Annotated in this window: 19 protein-coding genes; 15 read left to right on the top strand and 4 right to left on the bottom strand. The window is 48.0% G+C overall.

The genetic code is table 11. The annotated features are described in order from the left end of the window. Positions 1-56 precede the first annotated feature (56 nt). The gene (locus tag D0S45_12425) at positions 57-1,574 is read right to left on the bottom strand and encodes a signal recognition particle protein (protein ID TIH14941.1); all 1,518 of its coding nucleotides are present in this window, start codon (positions 1,572-1,574) and stop codon (positions 57-59) included. Between the two features lie 277 nt (positions 1,575-1,851). Here D0S45_12425 and D0S45_12420 point away from each other — a divergent pair, with 277 nt between their 5' ends. The 6 genes from D0S45_12420 to D0S45_12395 all read left to right on the top strand — a co-directional run bounded on the left by D0S45_12420 (position 1,852) and on the right by D0S45_12395 (position 7,055). Beyond that, the gene (locus D0S45_12420; protein TIH14940.1) at positions 1,852-2,421 is read left to right on the top strand and encodes a hypothetical protein; all 570 of its coding nucleotides are present in this window, start codon (positions 1,852-1,854) and stop codon (positions 2,419-2,421) included. 22 nt (positions 2,422-2,443) lie between these two features. Further along, positions 2,444-3,535, top strand: coding sequence for a (Fe-S)-binding protein (locus D0S45_12415; protein ID TIH14939.1), 1,092 nt, complete (start codon positions 2,444-2,446; stop codon positions 3,533-3,535). Positions 3,536-3,597: 62 nt separating this feature from the next. Beyond that, the gene (locus tag D0S45_12410; protein ID TIH14938.1) at positions 3,598-4,761 is read left to right on the top strand and encodes a hypothetical protein; all 1,164 of its coding nucleotides are present in this window, start codon (positions 3,598-3,600) and stop codon (positions 4,759-4,761) included. 251 nt (positions 4,762-5,012) lie between these two features. Next, the gene (locus D0S45_12405; protein ID TIH14937.1) at positions 5,013-5,249 is read left to right on the top strand and encodes a hypothetical protein; all 237 of its coding nucleotides are present in this window, start codon (positions 5,013-5,015) and stop codon (positions 5,247-5,249) included. An 80-nt stretch (positions 5,250-5,329) separates the two neighbouring features. Further along, positions 5,330-5,833 (top strand): acyl-CoA thioesterase, encoded by a 504-nt coding sequence (locus tag D0S45_12400; protein ID TIH14936.1) that lies wholly within the window; start codon positions 5,330-5,332, stop codon positions 5,831-5,833. Positions 5,834-6,194: 361 nt separating this feature from the next. Then, entirely contained in the window at positions 6,195-7,055 is an 861-nt protein-coding gene (locus D0S45_12395) for a hypothetical protein (protein ID TIH14935.1), read from the top strand. Positions 7,056-7,060: 5 nt separating this feature from the next. Here the strand turns inward: D0S45_12395 and sfsA are convergent, their stop codons facing one another. Beyond that, on the bottom strand, positions 7,061-7,786 hold the full coding sequence (gene sfsA, locus D0S45_12390; GenBank protein TIH14934.1) for a DNA/RNA nuclease SfsA: 726 nt from the start codon (positions 7,784-7,786) through the stop codon (positions 7,061-7,063). A 374-nt stretch (positions 7,787-8,160) separates the two neighbouring features. Between sfsA and D0S45_12385 the strand changes: the two genes are divergently transcribed. The 6 genes from D0S45_12385 to D0S45_12360 are packed head-to-tail and all read left to right on the top strand — an operon-like array spanning position 8,161 to position 13,750. After that, positions 8,161-8,691, top strand: a complete 531-nt coding sequence (locus D0S45_12385; protein TIH14933.1) for a hypothetical protein — start codon at positions 8,161-8,163, stop codon at positions 8,689-8,691. A 48-nt stretch (positions 8,692-8,739) separates the two neighbouring features. Then, complete coding sequence (locus D0S45_12380; GenBank protein TIH14932.1) at positions 8,740-9,735, top strand: menaquinol oxidoreductase; 996 nt, start codon at positions 8,740-8,742, stop codon at positions 9,733-9,735. Between the two features lie 60 nt (positions 9,736-9,795). Next, entirely contained in the window at positions 9,796-11,403 is a 1,608-nt protein-coding gene (locus D0S45_12375) for a (Fe-S)-binding protein (GenBank protein ID TIH14931.1), read from the top strand. A 3-nt stretch (positions 11,404-11,406) separates the two neighbouring features. Next, positions 11,407-11,784: a cytochrome C gene (locus D0S45_12370; GenBank protein TIH14930.1), complete on the top strand. Its 378-nt coding sequence runs from the start codon at positions 11,407-11,409 to the stop codon at positions 11,782-11,784. Beyond that, positions 11,784-12,563: a 4Fe-4S dicluster domain-containing protein gene (locus D0S45_12365; GenBank protein ID TIH14929.1), complete on the top strand. Its 780-nt coding sequence runs from the start codon at positions 11,784-11,786 to the stop codon at positions 12,561-12,563. Before D0S45_12370 ends, D0S45_12365 begins: the two co-directional genes overlap by 1 nt. 14 nt (positions 12,564-12,577) lie before the next feature. Then, positions 12,578-13,750 (top strand): menaquinol oxidoreductase, encoded by a 1,173-nt coding sequence (locus D0S45_12360; protein TIH14928.1) that lies wholly within the window; start codon positions 12,578-12,580, stop codon positions 13,748-13,750. Between the two features lie 256 nt (positions 13,751-14,006). On the opposite strand, the gene D0S45_12355 is transcribed toward D0S45_12360, so the two are convergent. Beyond that, positions 14,007-14,498 (bottom strand): hypothetical protein, encoded by a 492-nt coding sequence (locus D0S45_12355; protein ID TIH14927.1) that lies wholly within the window; start codon positions 14,496-14,498, stop codon positions 14,007-14,009. 290 nt (positions 14,499-14,788) lie between these two features. On the opposite strand from D0S45_12355, the gene D0S45_12350 reads away from it, so the two are divergent. From D0S45_12350 to D0S45_12340, 3 genes are all read left to right on the top strand, one after another. Further along, a complete protein-coding gene (locus tag D0S45_12350) occupies positions 14,789-15,229 on the top strand; it encodes a universal stress protein (GenBank protein ID TIH14926.1) in 441 nt (146 codons plus the stop codon). A 270-nt stretch (positions 15,230-15,499) separates the two neighbouring features. Next, positions 15,500-15,742, top strand: coding sequence for a ribbon-helix-helix protein, CopG family (locus D0S45_12345; protein ID TIH14925.1), 243 nt, complete (start codon positions 15,500-15,502; stop codon positions 15,740-15,742). Further along, the gene (locus D0S45_12340) at positions 15,733-16,011 is read left to right on the top strand and encodes a type II toxin-antitoxin system RelE/ParE family toxin (GenBank protein TIH14924.1); all 279 of its coding nucleotides are present in this window, start codon (positions 15,733-15,735) and stop codon (positions 16,009-16,011) included. Before D0S45_12345 ends, D0S45_12340 begins: the two co-directional genes overlap by 10 nt. A gap of 61 nt (positions 16,012-16,072) precedes the next feature. Here the strand turns inward: D0S45_12340 and rsgA are convergent, their stop codons facing one another. Beyond that, on the bottom strand, positions 16,073-17,188 hold the full coding sequence (rsgA, locus tag D0S45_12335) for a ribosome small subunit-dependent GTPase A (GenBank protein ID TIH14923.1): 1,116 nt from the start codon (positions 17,186-17,188) through the stop codon (positions 16,073-16,075). Positions 17,189-17,391 lie beyond the last annotated feature (203 nt).

Below are 17,391 nucleotides of genomic sequence, written 5' to 3'. Positions count from 1 at the left end.
ATAATCTTAAATTAAGTGGTTCGTTAATAAATTGCAAGCATATGCCCACAAAAAAACTATTTCTTCTTTTTCTTGCGAGCCTGCTTTTTAAGCTTTTTCTTTTTGCGGGCCTGAAGGGTCTTCTTACTCTTGGCCTTAGAAGGCTGAGGCATACCCTCCATTCCTTCCATACCTTCCAACCCTTCCATACCGGGCATTCCCGGCATTCCTGCGCCGCCGCCAAGTCCGGGCATTCCGGGCAGATTCGGCATCTTGGGCATTTTGCCCTTTCCGCCTTTGCCGCCCATCATTTTCTTCATCATCTTGCTCATCTGCTCAAAATTCTTGAGCATCTGATTGACCTCTTCAAGTTTCACGCCGGAACCTTTTGCAATCCTCTGCCTACGGCTGGGATTAATAAGCTTGGGCCGCCTGCGCTCTTCCATGGTCATGGACGAGATGATGGCTTCTATCCTGTTCAGTTCCTTATCCGGAATCTCCATATCGCCAAGCTGTTTAGTAAGCCCGCCGAGTCCGGGGATCATTTTCATGATCGAACCCATGGAACCGATCTTCTTCATTCTGCGCATCTGGGTGCGGAAGTCCTCAAGGTCGAATTCGGCCTTGCGGAATTTCTCGGTCAGCTTTTCAGCCTCTCCCTCATCCATCACAGACTGGGCTTTCTCGATCAGGGAAAGTACATCCCCCATGCCGAGAATTCTTGAAGCGGCCCTGTCCGGGTAGAAGAGTTCAAGTTCGGAAAGCTTTTCACCCACACCGACAAACTTAACGGATTTACCAGTGACGGATTTGATGGAGAGCGCCGCACCGCCTCGGGCATCACCATCCATCTTGGTAAGGACTACACCGGTAACATCAAGTTTGTCGTCAAAAGTGGAGGCAACATTGACAGCGTCCTGCCCTGTCATTGCGTCCGCCACGAAAAGGATTTCATCCGGAGTGCATTCTTCCTTGATGGATGCAAGTTCATCCATCAGGGGTTCATCAATATGCAGTCGTCCGGCTGTATCGAAAAGCAGAACATCACATCCGGCTTCTTCCGCCTTGACCATAGCGTCACGACAGATGTCCACGGGGTTCATTTCCGTTGTGGACGGGTAAGCCGGTATATCCAGCTGCTTGGCCAGCACATGTAGCTGTTCAATCGCAGCGGGACGGTAGACGTCAGCAGGAACAAGGTAGGGCTTAAACTTCTTGCGCCGCAAGTACAAAGCAATCTTGGCGGAAGAAGTAGTCTTACCGGACCCCTGAAGGCCGACCATCATGATCTTGGAAAGTTTGCCCTTGGTGAGCTGCAACCCTTCCTGCTCGCCGCCGAGAAGCTCGGTAAGCTCCTCGTTAACGACCTTGATTACCTGCTGTCCGGGAGAAAGTGATTTCTGGACCTCCTGCCCGAGAGCACGATCCTTTACCTTCTCCACAAAATCTTTAACGACTTTGTAGTTAACGTCTGCTTCGAGAAGAGCAAGGCGCACTTCACGCATTCCGGCCTGGATGTTTTTCTCATCCAGCCGTCCCTGCCCCTTGAAATTCTTAAAGGCTTCGGAAAGTCTATCTGATAGGCTGTCGAACAATTCTCTTACTCCGCCGGCTAAGCATTTTTACGCGCAAAAATCTCAAAAGCTCCACCTTTCCTCGATTGATGCTGATTGCGTAAAGAAAGGGATTGTCTGTTAAGGCTTTTATTTACCCAAGTCAAGAGAAGACTCATATCAACTTTTTGGAAAATCACAAACACTTATCGTACACTCAGGAAAATTTACTTGCAATATTACTTGCTTTTTTAGGCAATGAACCGTTTAATTGTATATTCTTACATAATTTTATTTATGCAACTTAGGGAGATTGAAAATGCCCAACATCGTCAAGGCGGAAGAATTTCATCTTGTTGACCCCATGGGGAGATTGAGATCTAAAATATACATTTCAAACGAGGGAAAAGTTGTCGCTGATATTTTCGATTCCACAGGACAGCTAAACAACCGGGTCGACCTGCAAAAAAATCTCAAAATCGGCCCCACAGCGCACCAAAATGTAGCTCCGCACAAAAAAGAAACACTTGGAGCCTGGCATGCCCGTATAGCCAACGAAGTCATGCTGGCGCAGTCAAAGCTACATGTAGGCTCCTACAAGCTTTACATCGACTTTGTTGAAAACAACACCATGGCCAGCGGCAAGTATCAGAATGAAGTAATTGAAGTTTCCGGCGAAATAGTAGATGTTTCCACAAAAGGTTTCGGCGACCTGCACGTGGGACTCAAGGGAATTTCCAACTTCACCGCCGAAGTAATATGTCATTTTACCGAAGACCAAATTCCGGTGGTCAGCAACCTTAAGCCTGGCGTAAAAGTGCGTATCAAAGGGAAGTGCACTGAATACGTCAATAAAAGGGTGAAGATCTGGGGTTGCCAACTACTTTAGGCCAGAGTCTTCATAGGCGCCTATGCCAGTATCAAAGCAATTAAAAAAAGAATTACAGCACACAGCCGATGAATGCATAGACTGTGGCAAGTGTATGACTCAATGCCGTTTTCTTGCTGAAAGCGGCTCTCCTGTCTCGATCGCCCTGCGGGCACTTTCGTCTGATGAAGATGCAGACAACGTGGCAGTACGCTCATATGCCTGCTCCACCTGCGGACTATGCTCGGCCATTTGTCCGGTGGCAGCAGAACCGGACCGCATGTTCAAAGAGTTGCGTAACCACGCTCAGACCAATGCTATTTTCAGGCTGGACAAATACGAGCCGATTCTGAATTACGAACGGCTCGGTCAACGCTTCCCATTCAAGGGCGAATTCATCCCGGACAACTGCAAAACCGTATTTTTCCCGGGCTGCACTCTCCCGGCCATGCACCCTGATGCCACCAGAATTGCCTACAAAATTTTGAAGCGGGAAGACCCGACCATAGGACTGGTCCTTAACTGCTGCTCAAAACCATCCAAAATGCTTGGCCTAAAAAGCAGGCATGAGGAAGGCCTCTCAGGACTCATAAACAGGCTGGAACGTAAAGGAATAAAAAAAATCCTGACCGCCTGTCCCAATTGTCATGTCACTTTCAAGGAATCCAACTCAAAACTAGAGATTATTTCTATTTATAAAAGGTTGAAATATTCGAAATTTATTCCGGTCAGGCCAAACATAAAAGAAGTTACTGTCCATGACCCTTGCGTGATCCGTGATGAAACTGAAATGCACAAGCATGTACGCACCCTACTGAAGTCACTGGGTATCAGAGTTGTGGAAATGCGACACAACGGTAAAAAGACCCTCTGCTGCGGCGAGGGCGGAGCAACCCATTTCTATAAAAAGGCATACGCCAAATACTGGTCACGCAAACGGATTACCGAAGCACAGAAAACCGGAGCCCCCATGGTTACCTATTGCGCAGGATGCGTTAACTTTCTAGGCTTTAAGTACCCGACCGCCCACGTACTGGATCTGCTGCTGGTTAAACGCAAAAGAATACCCAAACCTGTTGTTTTCCCTTTCAACTACCTCAACCGTTTGATTTTCAGATTCAGCGGACGTAAATAATTAATCGTTTTTTTAAATCCGGCTCTTCTAACCCTAAGCATATCCATGTAACACAATTGCCAATGAGTTCAGACAATAAAGCCCTCACAGCCTCGGAGCTTCCCCTAGCCCTATTCAGTCTGGGACTGCCGCTGACCATGGCAGCCTTCAGCTTGAGTAGTCATGCTGTCCCCGGCAATCTGGCGGAAATAATGGCCACCGGACTAGCTGTACTGGGCCTGCTGCTGGAGATATTACGCGGTGACGAGGACAGCGTTGCTCCAATCTGGTTCAAGGCCGGAATACCTGCCCTGCTCATCACCTGGATTTCATTCAAATGCTTTGCTGAATTCACCCGCCCGCTACTTGACCAGCTCCCACTGCTCATGGAAGGCAAGCCACTACTTTTCTTACTGGTAACCCTGCTCTGGATAAAACTATTTGCGCCACCAAGCACCAAACAAATATCCTTCTGGTCCAGCTGGCTGGCACTACTCATCTGCGCTGAATTCGGAATCCGCTTTTTTATTATGCACGAACCTGCTATGCCTTCATTCTCAGGCATTTCAAGCATTACAGGACCAATTCTTCTGGTCGGACTGTGCGCTACCATGCATAATTCCGAAAACAACAAACTAACCCGGCTACTGATCCTTGCCGGGATCTTCTGCTCTCTTGGTCGGGACACAGCCATAGCCGCTGTGTTGATTATGCTCATTTCCGGCCCCAAGGGCGGACTGAAAAAGTTCCTGCTCATTCTTTGCCTACTTTTCTTTAACTACCTTTCCCTGCAAGTTCAGGAAATGACCTTTATGAACAGACAGGACCTGCCTTCGTACTGGCTATGGTTCTCAATATTGGAACTTTTTGCCAACAATCCGGACCTGCTTATCAGCGGATTCCCCTTGTCCGTCCCCTTGCCCCTTAATGTCCCGGCCTCACTGTGGACCATCTGGCACGGACAGCAGCACGTCTGGACCGGTTCCGGCATATACATGTTTCATATCCTGCCATTCTGGCTGCACCTGCTCAGCGCGTGGGGGCTGGCCGGACCATGCCTTGTGGCCGCCGCCGGAACATTCTTTTATAAACGTTTTCCTTCAAACATGCTGACCAGCCTACTTACCGCTACTGTCGTCTGCGGATTCTTCTCTCCATTGCTATATCACCCGGCATGTGCACTGATTATCTTTCCGGCACTCATCACCGCCAGCAGCCCGGAAGTACAATCCTTCAGATTTGAATAACAGCTAAACAGCCTTACCCCACCCCCAAAACTCTTAACTACCAGTTCTTATTAACTATTACTTTATGTCCTCTTTTTGACTTACAATTGTAATACAATTGTATTTCTTTTTGAGATCTATTAAATTTCATTTACGGTTTGTAACTGCATAGACTCCAATGCTTACTTAGTTTCATATTGTAATACAAATGTATTGACATTTGTCTTTTAAACGGTAAGATCTTTTCAAACACAACAGGTAAAACAGGCAAAATGAGCAGAAAAGTTAAATCCGTAAGAGTTCCCCTTGAACTGGAAACTCTGAATCTTTCCAAACTGATAAGGGAATTTGAGAACTATCTCAGAGACCTTGAATCTGCCACTTTGCTAAAGCAGGACGGCAACCGCGACGCTGCGGAAGCCCTGATCAAGACAAGGCAACTGGACTTAGGGAAGAGAATTGCCAAAATGATATGGGAAGCCAGAGTCGAATATGGTAAAATAAAATAGTTTTTACCTATGTATGACCAAATGTAAACTTTTCGTATTACAAAAGCACGTCAGAGCACAAAAAGATCAGGGTTGCCACTATGAAACCTAAAAGAATCAGCGAAAGCAGAACATTAATGACCTACAGGGTCTTGCCCCAGGACACCAACCCTGCGGGAAACCTTCACGGAGGAGTACTGCTGAAACAACTGGATCTGGTTGCAGCCACCTGCGCCATGCGCCATGCGCGCAAACCAGTAGTAACCGCATCCATTGACCGCATGAATTTCCTGCGGCCAGCTTATGTGGGAGAGTTGATCAACCTGCATGCCAACGTGAATATGGTCGGCAGGACCTCCATGGAAATAGGGGTCCGAGTTGAAGCTGAAAATCTATTAACCGGCGAGATAAGGCATACAAATTCTGCCTATCTGACCTTTGTTGCCATGGGGGAGAACGGTAAACCATCCCCGGTTCCACCACTGATCCTTGAAACAGGCGTGGATCACAGACGTAACAGAGAAGCCATAGAGCGAAGGACTGTGCGCAAGGAAGAAAGAAAGCGGGAGACCGCTTCAGCCGCACAACCCGAGAGCAGGACATAAATCTCATCATACACAGCTCGAACAGTACGGATTACGTCCAAAGTCAGTCGAATCCGTACCAATTGCATCTACCAGCAGATTGCAAGCTACTCCGAGTCTGGTTTCTGGCCGGGAGCTCCACCCTCCCGGCTAAAATTTCGGCATCCTGCTCCTAGGGCGTCCGACCGGGATTAACCCGGTCCCGGCCGGACGCCTCGCCCTTTTTCAACACCGTCAAGGCCGGAAAGCCCCTGCATGCGAATATTCGCATGCAGGGGCTTTCCACGTTTGTTCTGCTTACAAAAATATTATACAAATTATGCCACAGTGGCGTATACTAGAAATAGCCACTCATTAGACAAGCTAAAACACAGTGTGAAAAATGGCAAAAAAACACTACCTGCAATTCATTCTCTTCATCCTGTTTCTCGCGTTCGGCAATACTGTTGCTTTAGCGGAACCTTTAGTCTGGTTTCAGCCCGACCTCCCGCCATACGCCATAGTCAAAGGCCCGGACAAAGAATTCGGAATTGACAACAGAATCATCCAGTATGTCTCTGAACATCTCGCTATAAACAATTCTACTTTTAAAACAGCTAATTATGGCCGCATACTTGAAGAACTTAAAAGAGGAACCCATGGCATAATCACACCTCTTTTCAGGACCACGGCAAGAGAAAAGTTTGTCCGTTACACATCACGGCCAAGCTATTTCGTATTTTCCAATGGGATAATCTTCAACCGGGCGGACAAAAACAAGTACACCCCATTTATACTCAAGGACGGCACAATAGATCTTGAAGCCTTCTGCAAATCAAAGAAATTCCGCATCGGCATCAACTCGGGACGTTCCTACTCCGGCGCAATCGATGAAATAATACAAAGATATAACTACGGACAAACATTCATGGTCAGATCATCTGCGGACCATCTCGGCGTTCTCAAAATGCTAAAACGAAAAAGAGTAGATGCAGCATTCGGATTTCCTGTTGAAATTAAATATGCACGCTTGAGTCAAGAACTCATTTTTTACAAAGTAGCAAATATGCCGCCGCTCACCCCGATATACTTCGGTGCGCCTCAGAATAAATTCGGCTACAGCATGATTCGCAAACTCAATGAACTTTTAGAACAGACCAATGCTACGGAAATATTCGCATCATACTACACCCACTGGCTGGATAAAGAACTCATTGAAGAATACTTCAAACTATGCCGCGAACACAATCCCGGTGAAAATTAACCGTTCTATACTGGCGACTTAGAGACCAGCGGCATCCTGACTCCCAACCCTATGCCTCGCTCACTTAAAACGGCCTCATAAGCCCAACATTCCACCCCGGCATCAAGAGCCCTGTAAAAAAGCTCTGCATATTCGGGATCGACAAAATCTGCGGGCCCGAAACATTTACCATCATTACGCTGCACAAAAAAGAAAAGTGCAACACGGTCGCCTTTTGCGGCCAAATCCATAAGTTCCATAAGATGCTTGCGACCGCGCTCGGTCTGAGCATCAGGAAAACAGGCCACATCATCTTCCACAAGGGTTACATTTTTGCACTCCACCCAAAGATCGGGAAGCTTGCCGGAATCATCTATAAAAAGCCCGTCAAGGCGGCTCTTACCTACTTTGGCTTCGCGCTTGAGGGATGTATATCCCTCAGCTTCAGGGAGCTGCCCAGCCTCAAAAGCAAGCTGTAACATTTTGTTAGGAATCGATGTGTTAACTCCGATCATCTCGCCAAAGGGCATAACCGCCTCGAGGGTCCACTTAAGTTTCCGCTTGGGATTCTGGGCCGGGGAAATATAAATATCCTGCCCCTCGCGCAGCAGACCAAGCATAGACCCGGTATTATTTGTATGGACCCCGACAACCTCGCCATCAAGCATGGCCTCGACAGTGAAACGCTTATAGCGGCGTATAAAAATCGCCCTGCGGCATCCTTGCGGATACAAATTTAACAGTTCCGACATTTTACATTCCTTCCCGTATATGATTATAGCTTCACAGGGACGGGGTGTCATATCATTCTATTGTCAACAAAGGTAAGAATCAAAGCAGGTTGCTCCAACCAATAATGAGCAACCTTTCTTTCAGAATCTGTAAGAAAGCATTCATATAAGATAATAGAACCCCTTGTTTGACAATGATTTTCACACCATCTGATAGCCGGACTAAGGACTAAAACCCCTTGACGAATCACTAGGTATCTGGAATATCGTCCTGTTAGTCACAGTGTGACAGAATTCACATTTGGGTTTCTTAAAATCACCCTTAATTTCCGGACCCTGCAAGAATTATTGCAGCGGCCTGAAATCTGTTATTGTTACAAATACAGGTAGTTAACATGAGCCTTGTACAGAAATTGTCGGAAAGAAGAGAAGACCTGACAGAGAAATGGTACGAAATGATTCTTTCTTCTTATCCTAAGGAAACTCAGGATGTATGGAGATCTAATAAAGATCGGTTCACAAATCCTGTCGGGGTCACCATTAAAAAGGTCGCAGGGGAACTTTTTGACCTGATCCTTGAATGGAAAAGTGCCGACGATCTTGCAAATTCCCTTGATGAGCTGGTCAAAATAAGAACAGTTCAGGACTTTGCACCATCTAAAGCTTTAAGTTTTGTCTTCCTTTTCAAGAAACTCCTGAGAGACGAGTTCATGGAGGAACTAAAAAGTGAAGGCAAACTTGATGAGTTGCTCGCGTTTGAGACCCGGATTGATAATCTGGGGCTTATCGCGTTCGACATCTATACCAAGAATAGGGACTTGATTGCGCAAATGAGAATTGAAGAGGTCAAAAGATCTCATCATATGCTCCTTCGGCGGGTCAACAAAATCGAGGACGCTTCGGCCAAAGGGGCCGGACAGGTGTAGTGGCCGGCTTCCCCCGGAAGCCAAACGTTATAAGCGAGGTGAAGGTAGATGAACGCTTTGTACTCACTCGTTTTAGTTTTTGCCCTGGTGCTTATCGCTCTCTTCGGAGTTGGATCTGCACACATGGCAGGACTGTTCGGCACGATGCTACCGTATGTAGCAGTTGCCGTATTTCTGGCAGGCTTTGCCAGCCGGATTATTGGCTGGGCCAAAAGCCCGGTTCCATTTAGTATCCCGACCACGGGCGGACAGCAGAAGTCTCTGGACTTCATCAAGCATGACCGCTTTGACAACCCCGTGACTCCGGGCCAAACTTTTATCCGTATGATTCTTGAAGTCTGCTGTTTCCGTACCCTTTTCAGGAATACATCAGTAGAACTCAAGGACGGAAGAGTTAGTTACGCCTCATCCAAATGGCTGTGGCTCTTTTCTCTGCTCTTCCACTACTCATTCCTGCTCATCGTGATCAGGCATATGAGACTTTTCTTCGAACCCGTTCCTGCTTGTATCGGTTTCGTAGAATTTCTTGACGGCATCATGCAGATCGGTGTTCCCAGACTTTACATGTCTGATCTCCTGATTCTCACCGGCCTCGGATTTCTCCTCGGCCGCAGACTCAAAGATCCGAAAGTAAGATACATTTCTCTGGTAACCGATTACTTTCCGCTGCTTCTCATCATCGGCATCGCCCTTTCCGGCATCTACATGCGCTACTTCGCACATGTGGACATCATCGCCATCAAGAAGCTGACCATGGGTCTTGTAACCTTCAGCCCCGTCATTCCCGCAGGAATCAGTGTGGTGTTCTACATCCACCTTTTCCTCGTATGCGTGCTGCTGGTTTACTTCCCCTTCAGCAAACTGATGCACGCGGGCGGCGTATTCCTGTCTCCGACAAGAAACATGCCTAACGATACCCGTATCAAGCATCATGAGAACCCCTGGAACGATCCTAACATCAAGCCTCACAGCTATGCGGATTACGAAGACGATTTCAGGGAACCAATGATTGAAGCGGGTCTCCCGGTGGAAAAAGAATCATAGAGTCTTTTTGAAGACTTAATGTTTCTTAGACCTTAAAATACCTTTTGATGAGGAGTTGACATGGCTGACCTCCCAAAAGCTGATGAGCTTTTTAAAAGCATTAATTATACGCCGCCATCCACTGGATGGATGGATACCCCGGTGGATACATCCCCGGGTAATTGGTGTTATCCCGCCAAGGCGGAAAAACTCGAGTATCTAGGCTTCCCCAACCCCCGTGAGTGGAATCCCGCTGACGTGGACTGGAAGCTTCCTGAAAACTGGCAGGACATTGTCCACGAAGGTTTCAAGGAAAGACTCGATAAATATCGTTCACTGAAAGTATTCATGGACATCTGTGTTCGTTGTGGTGCTTGTGCAGACAAGTGTCACTTTTTCATCGGTTCCGGTGATCCCAAGAACATGCCTGTCCTGCGTGCGGAACTTATGCGTTCCGTTTACCGCAAGGACTTCACCATGGCCGGTAAAATTCTGAGCACCCTGACAGGTTCCAGAGTTATGACCGAAGATGTTCTCAAAGAATGGTTTATCTACTTCTACCAGTGCACAGAGTGCCGCCGTTGTTCCCTGTTCTGCCCCTACGGCATCGATACAGCGGAAGTAACCATGATGGCACGTGAACTGCTGCACCTTTGCGGTGTGAACATCAACTGGATCCTTGAGCCGGTTTCCAACTGTAACCGTACAGGTAACCACCTCGGTATCCAGCCTCACGCTTTCAAAGACATCGTCGACTTCATGGTTGACGATATTGAAGAGATCACCGGTAAACGTATTAACGTTCCCATCAACGAAAAGGGTCATGAAGTTATCTTCATCACTCCTTCGGGTGACGTTTTTGCTGATCCGGGCATCTACACCTTCATGGGTTACCTGATGCTCTTCGATCACATCGGTCTTGACTACACCCTGTCCACCTACGCATCTGAAGGCGGTAACTTCGGTCTGTTCACATCTGCGGACATGATGAAGAAGCTGAACGCCAAGATGTACGCTGAAGCTGAACGCCTCGGTGCAAAATGGATTCTGGGCGGTGAGTGCGGTCATATGTGGCGTGTTATCAACCAGTACATGGATACCATGAACGGCCCCGCGAACTTCCTTGAAGTTCCCAAAAGCCCCATCACCGGTACCGTGTTTGAAAACGCACGTCAGACCAAGATGGTTCACATCACAGAATTCACTGCTGACCTGATGAAGCATAACAAGCTTAAGCTTGATCCCAGCAGAAATGATCATATCATCACAACATTCCACGATTCTTGTAACCCTGCGCGCGCCATGGGCCTCCTGGACGAGCCTCGTTACGTTATCAAGAACGTTGTTAAGAACTTCCACGAAATGCCTGAACAGACCATTCGCGAGCAAACATTCTGTTGTGCTGGTGGCTCCGGTCTGAACACAGACGAAATCATGGAAATTCGCATGCGTGGCGGTCTGCCTCGCGGTAACGCGCTTAAAACAGTTCAGGATGAGAACGGTGTAAACATGCTCTCCTGCATCTGTGCTATTGACCGTGCGACCTTAATTCCTCTTGCCAACTACTGGGCACCCGGCGTTGACGTCTGCGGTGTACACGAACTGGTTGGTAACGCCCTCATCATGGACGGCGAAAAGGAAAGGGAAACCGACCTGCGTATGGAACCTCTGCCCGGTAAGGAGGGGTAACTCATGCATTATGGTGGAAAAATCATAACTGGTCTGGTCATTTTCCTTGGCCTGGTATCCATGCCTTTCTGGTTCAACATCGGCGGAAGCTATGAAGAACCCAAGGTAGAATTGCCCAAGAACGCTAAAGTATGTGTTGCTCCCACTCAGGACATGCGTACGAACCACATGAAGCTTCTTGATGAGTGGAGAGATATGGCTCTTCGCGAAGGCAAAAGGACTTACATCAGTGCTAAAGGCGATAAATACACCATCAGCCTTCAAAACACCTGTATGCAGTGCCACACCAGCAAGGAACAGTTCTGCGACAAGTGCCACGTTGATGCGAGTGTAACTCCCTACTGCTGGGATTGCCACGTACCTCCCAAGGAGGCTAAATAATGAAACAGAGTAGAAGAAACTTCCTTAAGTTTGCAGGCCTCTCCGCTGCCGGACTCTGCATCGCCCCCACCGCTGTCATGGCATCCGGTGGATCTAGCGGTGGAGCCCAATACGAAGTGAACTCCAACCATCTCCAAGCCAAGCGCTGGGCAATGGTTGTTGACACCCGTAAACTTAATACTGAAGAAGCAATTGAAGCTCTGGCTGAAACCTGCCACCACATCCACAACGTGCCTAGCATTGATTCCAATCAGGACATCAAATGGCTGTGGAGCGGAACTTACGGAGAAGTATTCCCCGAACAGGAAAATAACTTCCCCTCCGAAGCGCAGGAAAAACGCAGGTTCCCCCTGCTCTGTAACCACTGCGAGCATCCCTCCTGTGTACGCGTCTGCCCCACAAAGGCGACTTTCGTACGCCCCGACGGCATCGTAGCAATGGATTACCATCGCTGCATCGGTTGCCGTTACTGCATGGCTGCTTGTCCGTACGGTTCACGTAGTTTTAACTTCATGGACCCCAGACCTCATCTGGATATGGACAACATCAATAAGAAGTTCCCCACCCGCATGCGCGGTGTTGTTGAAAAATGCAACTTCTGCGTTGAACGTCTGGCTGTGGGTGAAATGCCCGCATGTGCGGAAGAATCCGGTGGCGCTATTGTTTTCGGCGATCTGCAAGACCCTGACTCCAACGTGAGAAAGGCTCTGCGTGAGAACTTCACCATCCGTAGGAAACCTGCCGCAGGCACCGAGCCGGGCGTTTACTACATCATCTAGGGGGGAAGCTTGATATGCTCGAAAAAGCTCTAAAAGGCGGACCGAAGTACTGGGCCTGGATTGGTTTCCTGCTGCTCATCATCGGTGCCGGTTTCTGCACATACATTGGACAGCTTCAGGAAGGCTTGACCATCACTGGTCTTAGCCGCGATGTTGCCTGGGGCTTTTATATTGCCCAGTTTACCTACTTAGTCGGTCTCGCCGCATCCGGTGTTATGATCGTACTGCCTTACTACTTCCATCATTACAAGAAGTTCAAAGGCATGGTAATCATGGGTGAATTCATGGCTATCGCAGCAGTTGTCATGTGTCTCGGTTTTATTATCGTAGACATCGGACAGCCTCAGCGCATGCTCAACATTATATTCCATCCGACTCCTAACTCTATCCTGTTCTGGGACATGATCGTACTGAACGGTTACCTGATCCTGAACGTAGTTATCGGTTGGACCTGCCTTGAGTGTGACCGTCAGCGTGTGTCTCACCCCAGTTGGGTTAAGCCTCTGGTTTACACCTCCATCATTTGGGCGTTCTCCATTCACACCGTTACCGCGTTCCTGTACGCAGGCCTTCCCGGCCGCCATTACTGGCTCACCGCTATTCTGGCTGCCCGTTTCCTGGCTTCTGCGTTCTGTTCCGGACCGGCAATTCTGCTCCTCGTTGTATTTGTTGTTCGCAAGATCACCAAATACGAGCCGGGCAAAGCCGCAATCGGTACGCTCACAACTATTATCACTTACGCAATGTGCGTGAACGTTTTCTTCTTCATGCTTGAAGTGTTCACCGCATTCTACTCCAATATGCCCGGACACATGCACTCTCTGGTCTACCTGTTCGCAGGTGAACACGGCCATACCGAGCTCGTGCCCTGGATGTGGACTGCAGCGATCTTCGCTATCGTTAGCCTCGCGCTGCTCATTCCGCCCAAACTGCGTTACAACCAGAAGCTGCTGCCCTGGTCCCTCGCTATCCTCGTTATTGCAACCTGGATTGATAAGGGTCTCGGCCTGCTGATCGGTGGTCAAACACCGAACCCCTTCAATGAAGTCACTGTTTACTGGCCCACCGGTAAAGAGCTCATGATTTCATTCATGGTTTACGCACTCGGCGCACTTACTCTGACATTCCTATACAAGATTGCCACAGACGTTAAGCGCGAAACCGGCGAGCTGACTACCGAAGACTAGTCAGTATCGGTTTACCGAAATTGAAAGCCCCCTGCTTCTCACGAGGCAGGGGGCTTCTTTTATATATCGTGCATCCTTATTTGCAAAAAACACACACGACGATCTATCTAATAAGTAAAGCCAAAAGAGACCGTCAGTTATCGATCAATATACAGAAAACGAATCTATTTTGCCAAATAAAAAGCCGCCCATCCAAAAGGATGTGCGGCTTTCTCGCGTAAGAAAGAATCTTACGCGGGGAGATACGTATGAGCGACTATACGTAGTCTCCCCGGTTAAATTTGATCTGTTCGGTCACGGCCACTGTTTCCAGTTCGGATACGATGGAACCGAGTTCGGGATTCTCGCTTTGTACGCCGGGCCAATCCTTCTTGAGGGACTCAACTCCACCTTGAATGCCTTCAAGAGTCGAATAAGCCTGCTTCAACCCGCCCTCACCAGAGGAACCGAGCTGCTGCGCGTAACTTTCAAGCTTTCCGAAAAGGTCTTCCACCTTGCCGACAAACTCATTTTCGCTGACCTGTGCGGTCTGCTGAACCTGAGCGGCCTGTTGCACCTGCAACAGGGGATTCATGGCCTGAAGACCCGGCACCGGCGGTGCGGAGGCTGCGCCGCTTTGCTGCGCGCCGCCCTGCTGAACTTCCTTATTAAGGAATTCGCCGAACGCTGCCCCGTCAACCTTCTTTGCCTTGTTTTCCTGCTGCTGTTGCAGCTTTAAGGCTTCAATCTGTTCAGGACTTATCTTCATATTTTACTCCTCAGCCTTTGGTTTCACCTCAGACCTTGCAAAGACCTTGCCAAAGCATAGCATCTTAACCAACTAGCCGATTTAACTAACTTTATAATCATTAGGTACTCGGAAAAGAATGCCACATTCTGCTTACTATGCACTAAACCGAGACTTTTTTTCCGTCTTCAGGATAAAGTATAAGAAAAAGCTTGTCCATGGTGGCAATTATCGGATAATATTTGAAGTAAGAAATTTTATGAATGCACTTTCTTTTCCACGCACCACCCTTGAATTATGGAGGTATGGATATGGCTGAAATCAAGAAGATACTCTGTGCAGTGGACTTTTCGGATCACAGCCCCGTTGTAGCAGAATACGCAAGCACCCTTGCAAAGACACTGGATGCTGAAATCGTCTGCCTCTACGTGGCACCTTCACTGGACCAGTATGTGGGCTTCCACGTGCCCCCCAGTTCTATTGAAAACTTTGTCGGTGAAATTGTAACCGGCGCAGATTCTACAATGAATACGTTCATCACTGAAAACTTCAAGGACGTACCTGCCAACGGCAAGGTCGTCACTGGCTATGCGGCTGAAGAAATTCTCGCCATTGCCGAAAGCGAGAACGCGGACATGATCATCATGGGAACTCACGGGCGTGCAGGCATTGACCGCATCTTGTTCGGTTCCGTTGCTGAAAAGGTGGTTAAGTCCGCCAAGAGTCCGGTTCTGACTATTAGACCCTCCTAAGAATAACCTCATAACTGACCGGATGACCCTCACCCCGGTCTGAAGGTCGACCTCACTAACCTCAAAAAGCCCCCCGTCCTGCCATGAACGGGGGGCTAACTTCATTGTTTTTTAATAAACAGGATTTATTCAAGTGGTGCTGCCATAAACGGAGGGCTGAATTTATTCTTTCTGAAATAAATGGAATTTATTTTGGCATGGCTGCCATAGACAGGGACCTTGCTATCTTGTATTACTAATTGTGATACGAAATCAGCAAGGGGAAAGACAATGCAGAAAGGGATTAGCACCAGATTTGATGAGAACACCTTAATCCGACTGGAAGAAATGGCCGATCAGCTTGGTGCCAGCCGCTCCAGCATAATAAAGGATGCTGTTAACCATTATCTTGAATATCTCACTTGGTATGCTGAAGAAGCACGGCAGGGAGAAGAAGATATCGAGCGCGGGGATTTCACAACCCATGACGACATAAAAGCTAAATTCAACAAGCTTGGCGCAAAATGCAAATAATATGGTCCAAATCAGCAGAAAAAGATCTGGACTCCATTCTTGAATACTTCAAAGACAAAGGCGAAGAAGACGTCGGCCTGAAAATAATTACACAGTTACTTAATTCCACTTCACGCTTAGAGAAATTCCCCCATTCTGGAAGACAAAGCGTTTTACCTCAGCGCAGAGAACTGGTTATCCCCGATCTGCCGTATTTTCTTCTTTACAGAATTTCCACACAGGTAAGAATCATACGTGTAATCCACACCTCAAAATTATGGCGGGGTTGATTCAAAACTTCCCTTGTTCTAACTTTTAAAGCCCCCGCCCATGGCTGGACGGGGGCTGAGCTTAGCCTTTTTTCCTTGTCTTCTTCATCTTCTTTATATGCAGGGCAATATCGCGCCAGCGTTCTTTTTCCACCCGATCAGCGGTTTTGTACTGCCTCTGTGAAAGGTAATCCAGTTCACGCTTCATTTTGTAATAACTTTCAAGCCGTTCAGCAGAAAGTTCTTCATTCGTGACCGCCTTCAGCACGTTGCAACCGGGATCATTTAGATGGTCGCAATCTGAAAAACGGCAGTAACGGGCATATTGCTCGATATCCGCAAAGGCATCTTCCACCCCGCCATCATTCGAGTAAAAAGCGATTTCGCGAATCCCCGGATTATCTATCAACATCCCGCCCTGCGGCATGATGATCAAATCGCGTCCGGTAGTGGTATGCCTGCCTTTACCCACACTCTGGCTGACTGAACCCGTTTGCTGCACGGATTCGCCATACAGCCTGTTTAAGAGCGTAGATTTACCAGCTCCTGATGAACCGATCATGGATACGGTCTTTCCCGAAGACAGATATTGCTCCAGTTCTAAAACTCCGACTTCATCCTCAGCAGAAACGAGGTGCACAGGAACACCGAAAGCAACTCCCTCCACCTCGTCAACACAGCCCAGTGGATCTTCATGCAGGTCAGCCTTGGTCAGAACTATTGCGGGAGACAGATTGCAGTTATAAACAAGAGTCAGATAGCGCTCGATACGCCGGACATTGTAATCACGATCCAGACCGCAAACAATGAGTACAGTATCCAGATTGGCAGCCATAATCTGCTCTTCGGTTGCTGCGTCACTGTTTTTTCCGCGTCCCCCGGCAGCACCGCGCGATAACGTATTACGCCGCGGCAAAACCCTTGTAATGACTGAATCCCGGACAAGCACCCAATCACCAGTAACCGGGAACAATCCCTCTGAGTTCGGCACCCCTGCTTTATAACGGACTTTGCCGGAAAGCGTGGCCTGCAAATCCTTACCGCCCTGACTCAGGGCAAACAGATCCTTGTTCACGCTGACAACTCTGGCGGGAACTTCTGTGTCGCTGGCATTTTCATGAAAAAACTCATCCCAGCCCAAAACTTTAAGGTTCTTATCGCTGGAGAAACATTCTGCTAATTCGTAAAAAATTTTCATTGGTATTACCATCTATTAATAACCTGACCCATGACAGTTCAGACACAACAAAACCGTCATGCATCAAGCAATGTTCATTTAAATCTATGTATCAGGCTACGGACGCATGCAAAGGATGCAAGAGTCCGACAACCTGAACGATACATACAGGTCATGAATAACAGCTAATGGTATGTCACCGACAAAAATTGGGAACAGCAATA

The organism is Marinifilum sp. JC120 (genome assembly GCA_004923195.1).
In the GTDB taxonomy this organism is placed as follows: Bacteria; Desulfobacterota; Desulfovibrionia; order Desulfovibrionales; family Desulfovibrionaceae; genus Maridesulfovibrio.
This window is presented reverse-complemented; position numbering and strand designations above follow the sequence as displayed.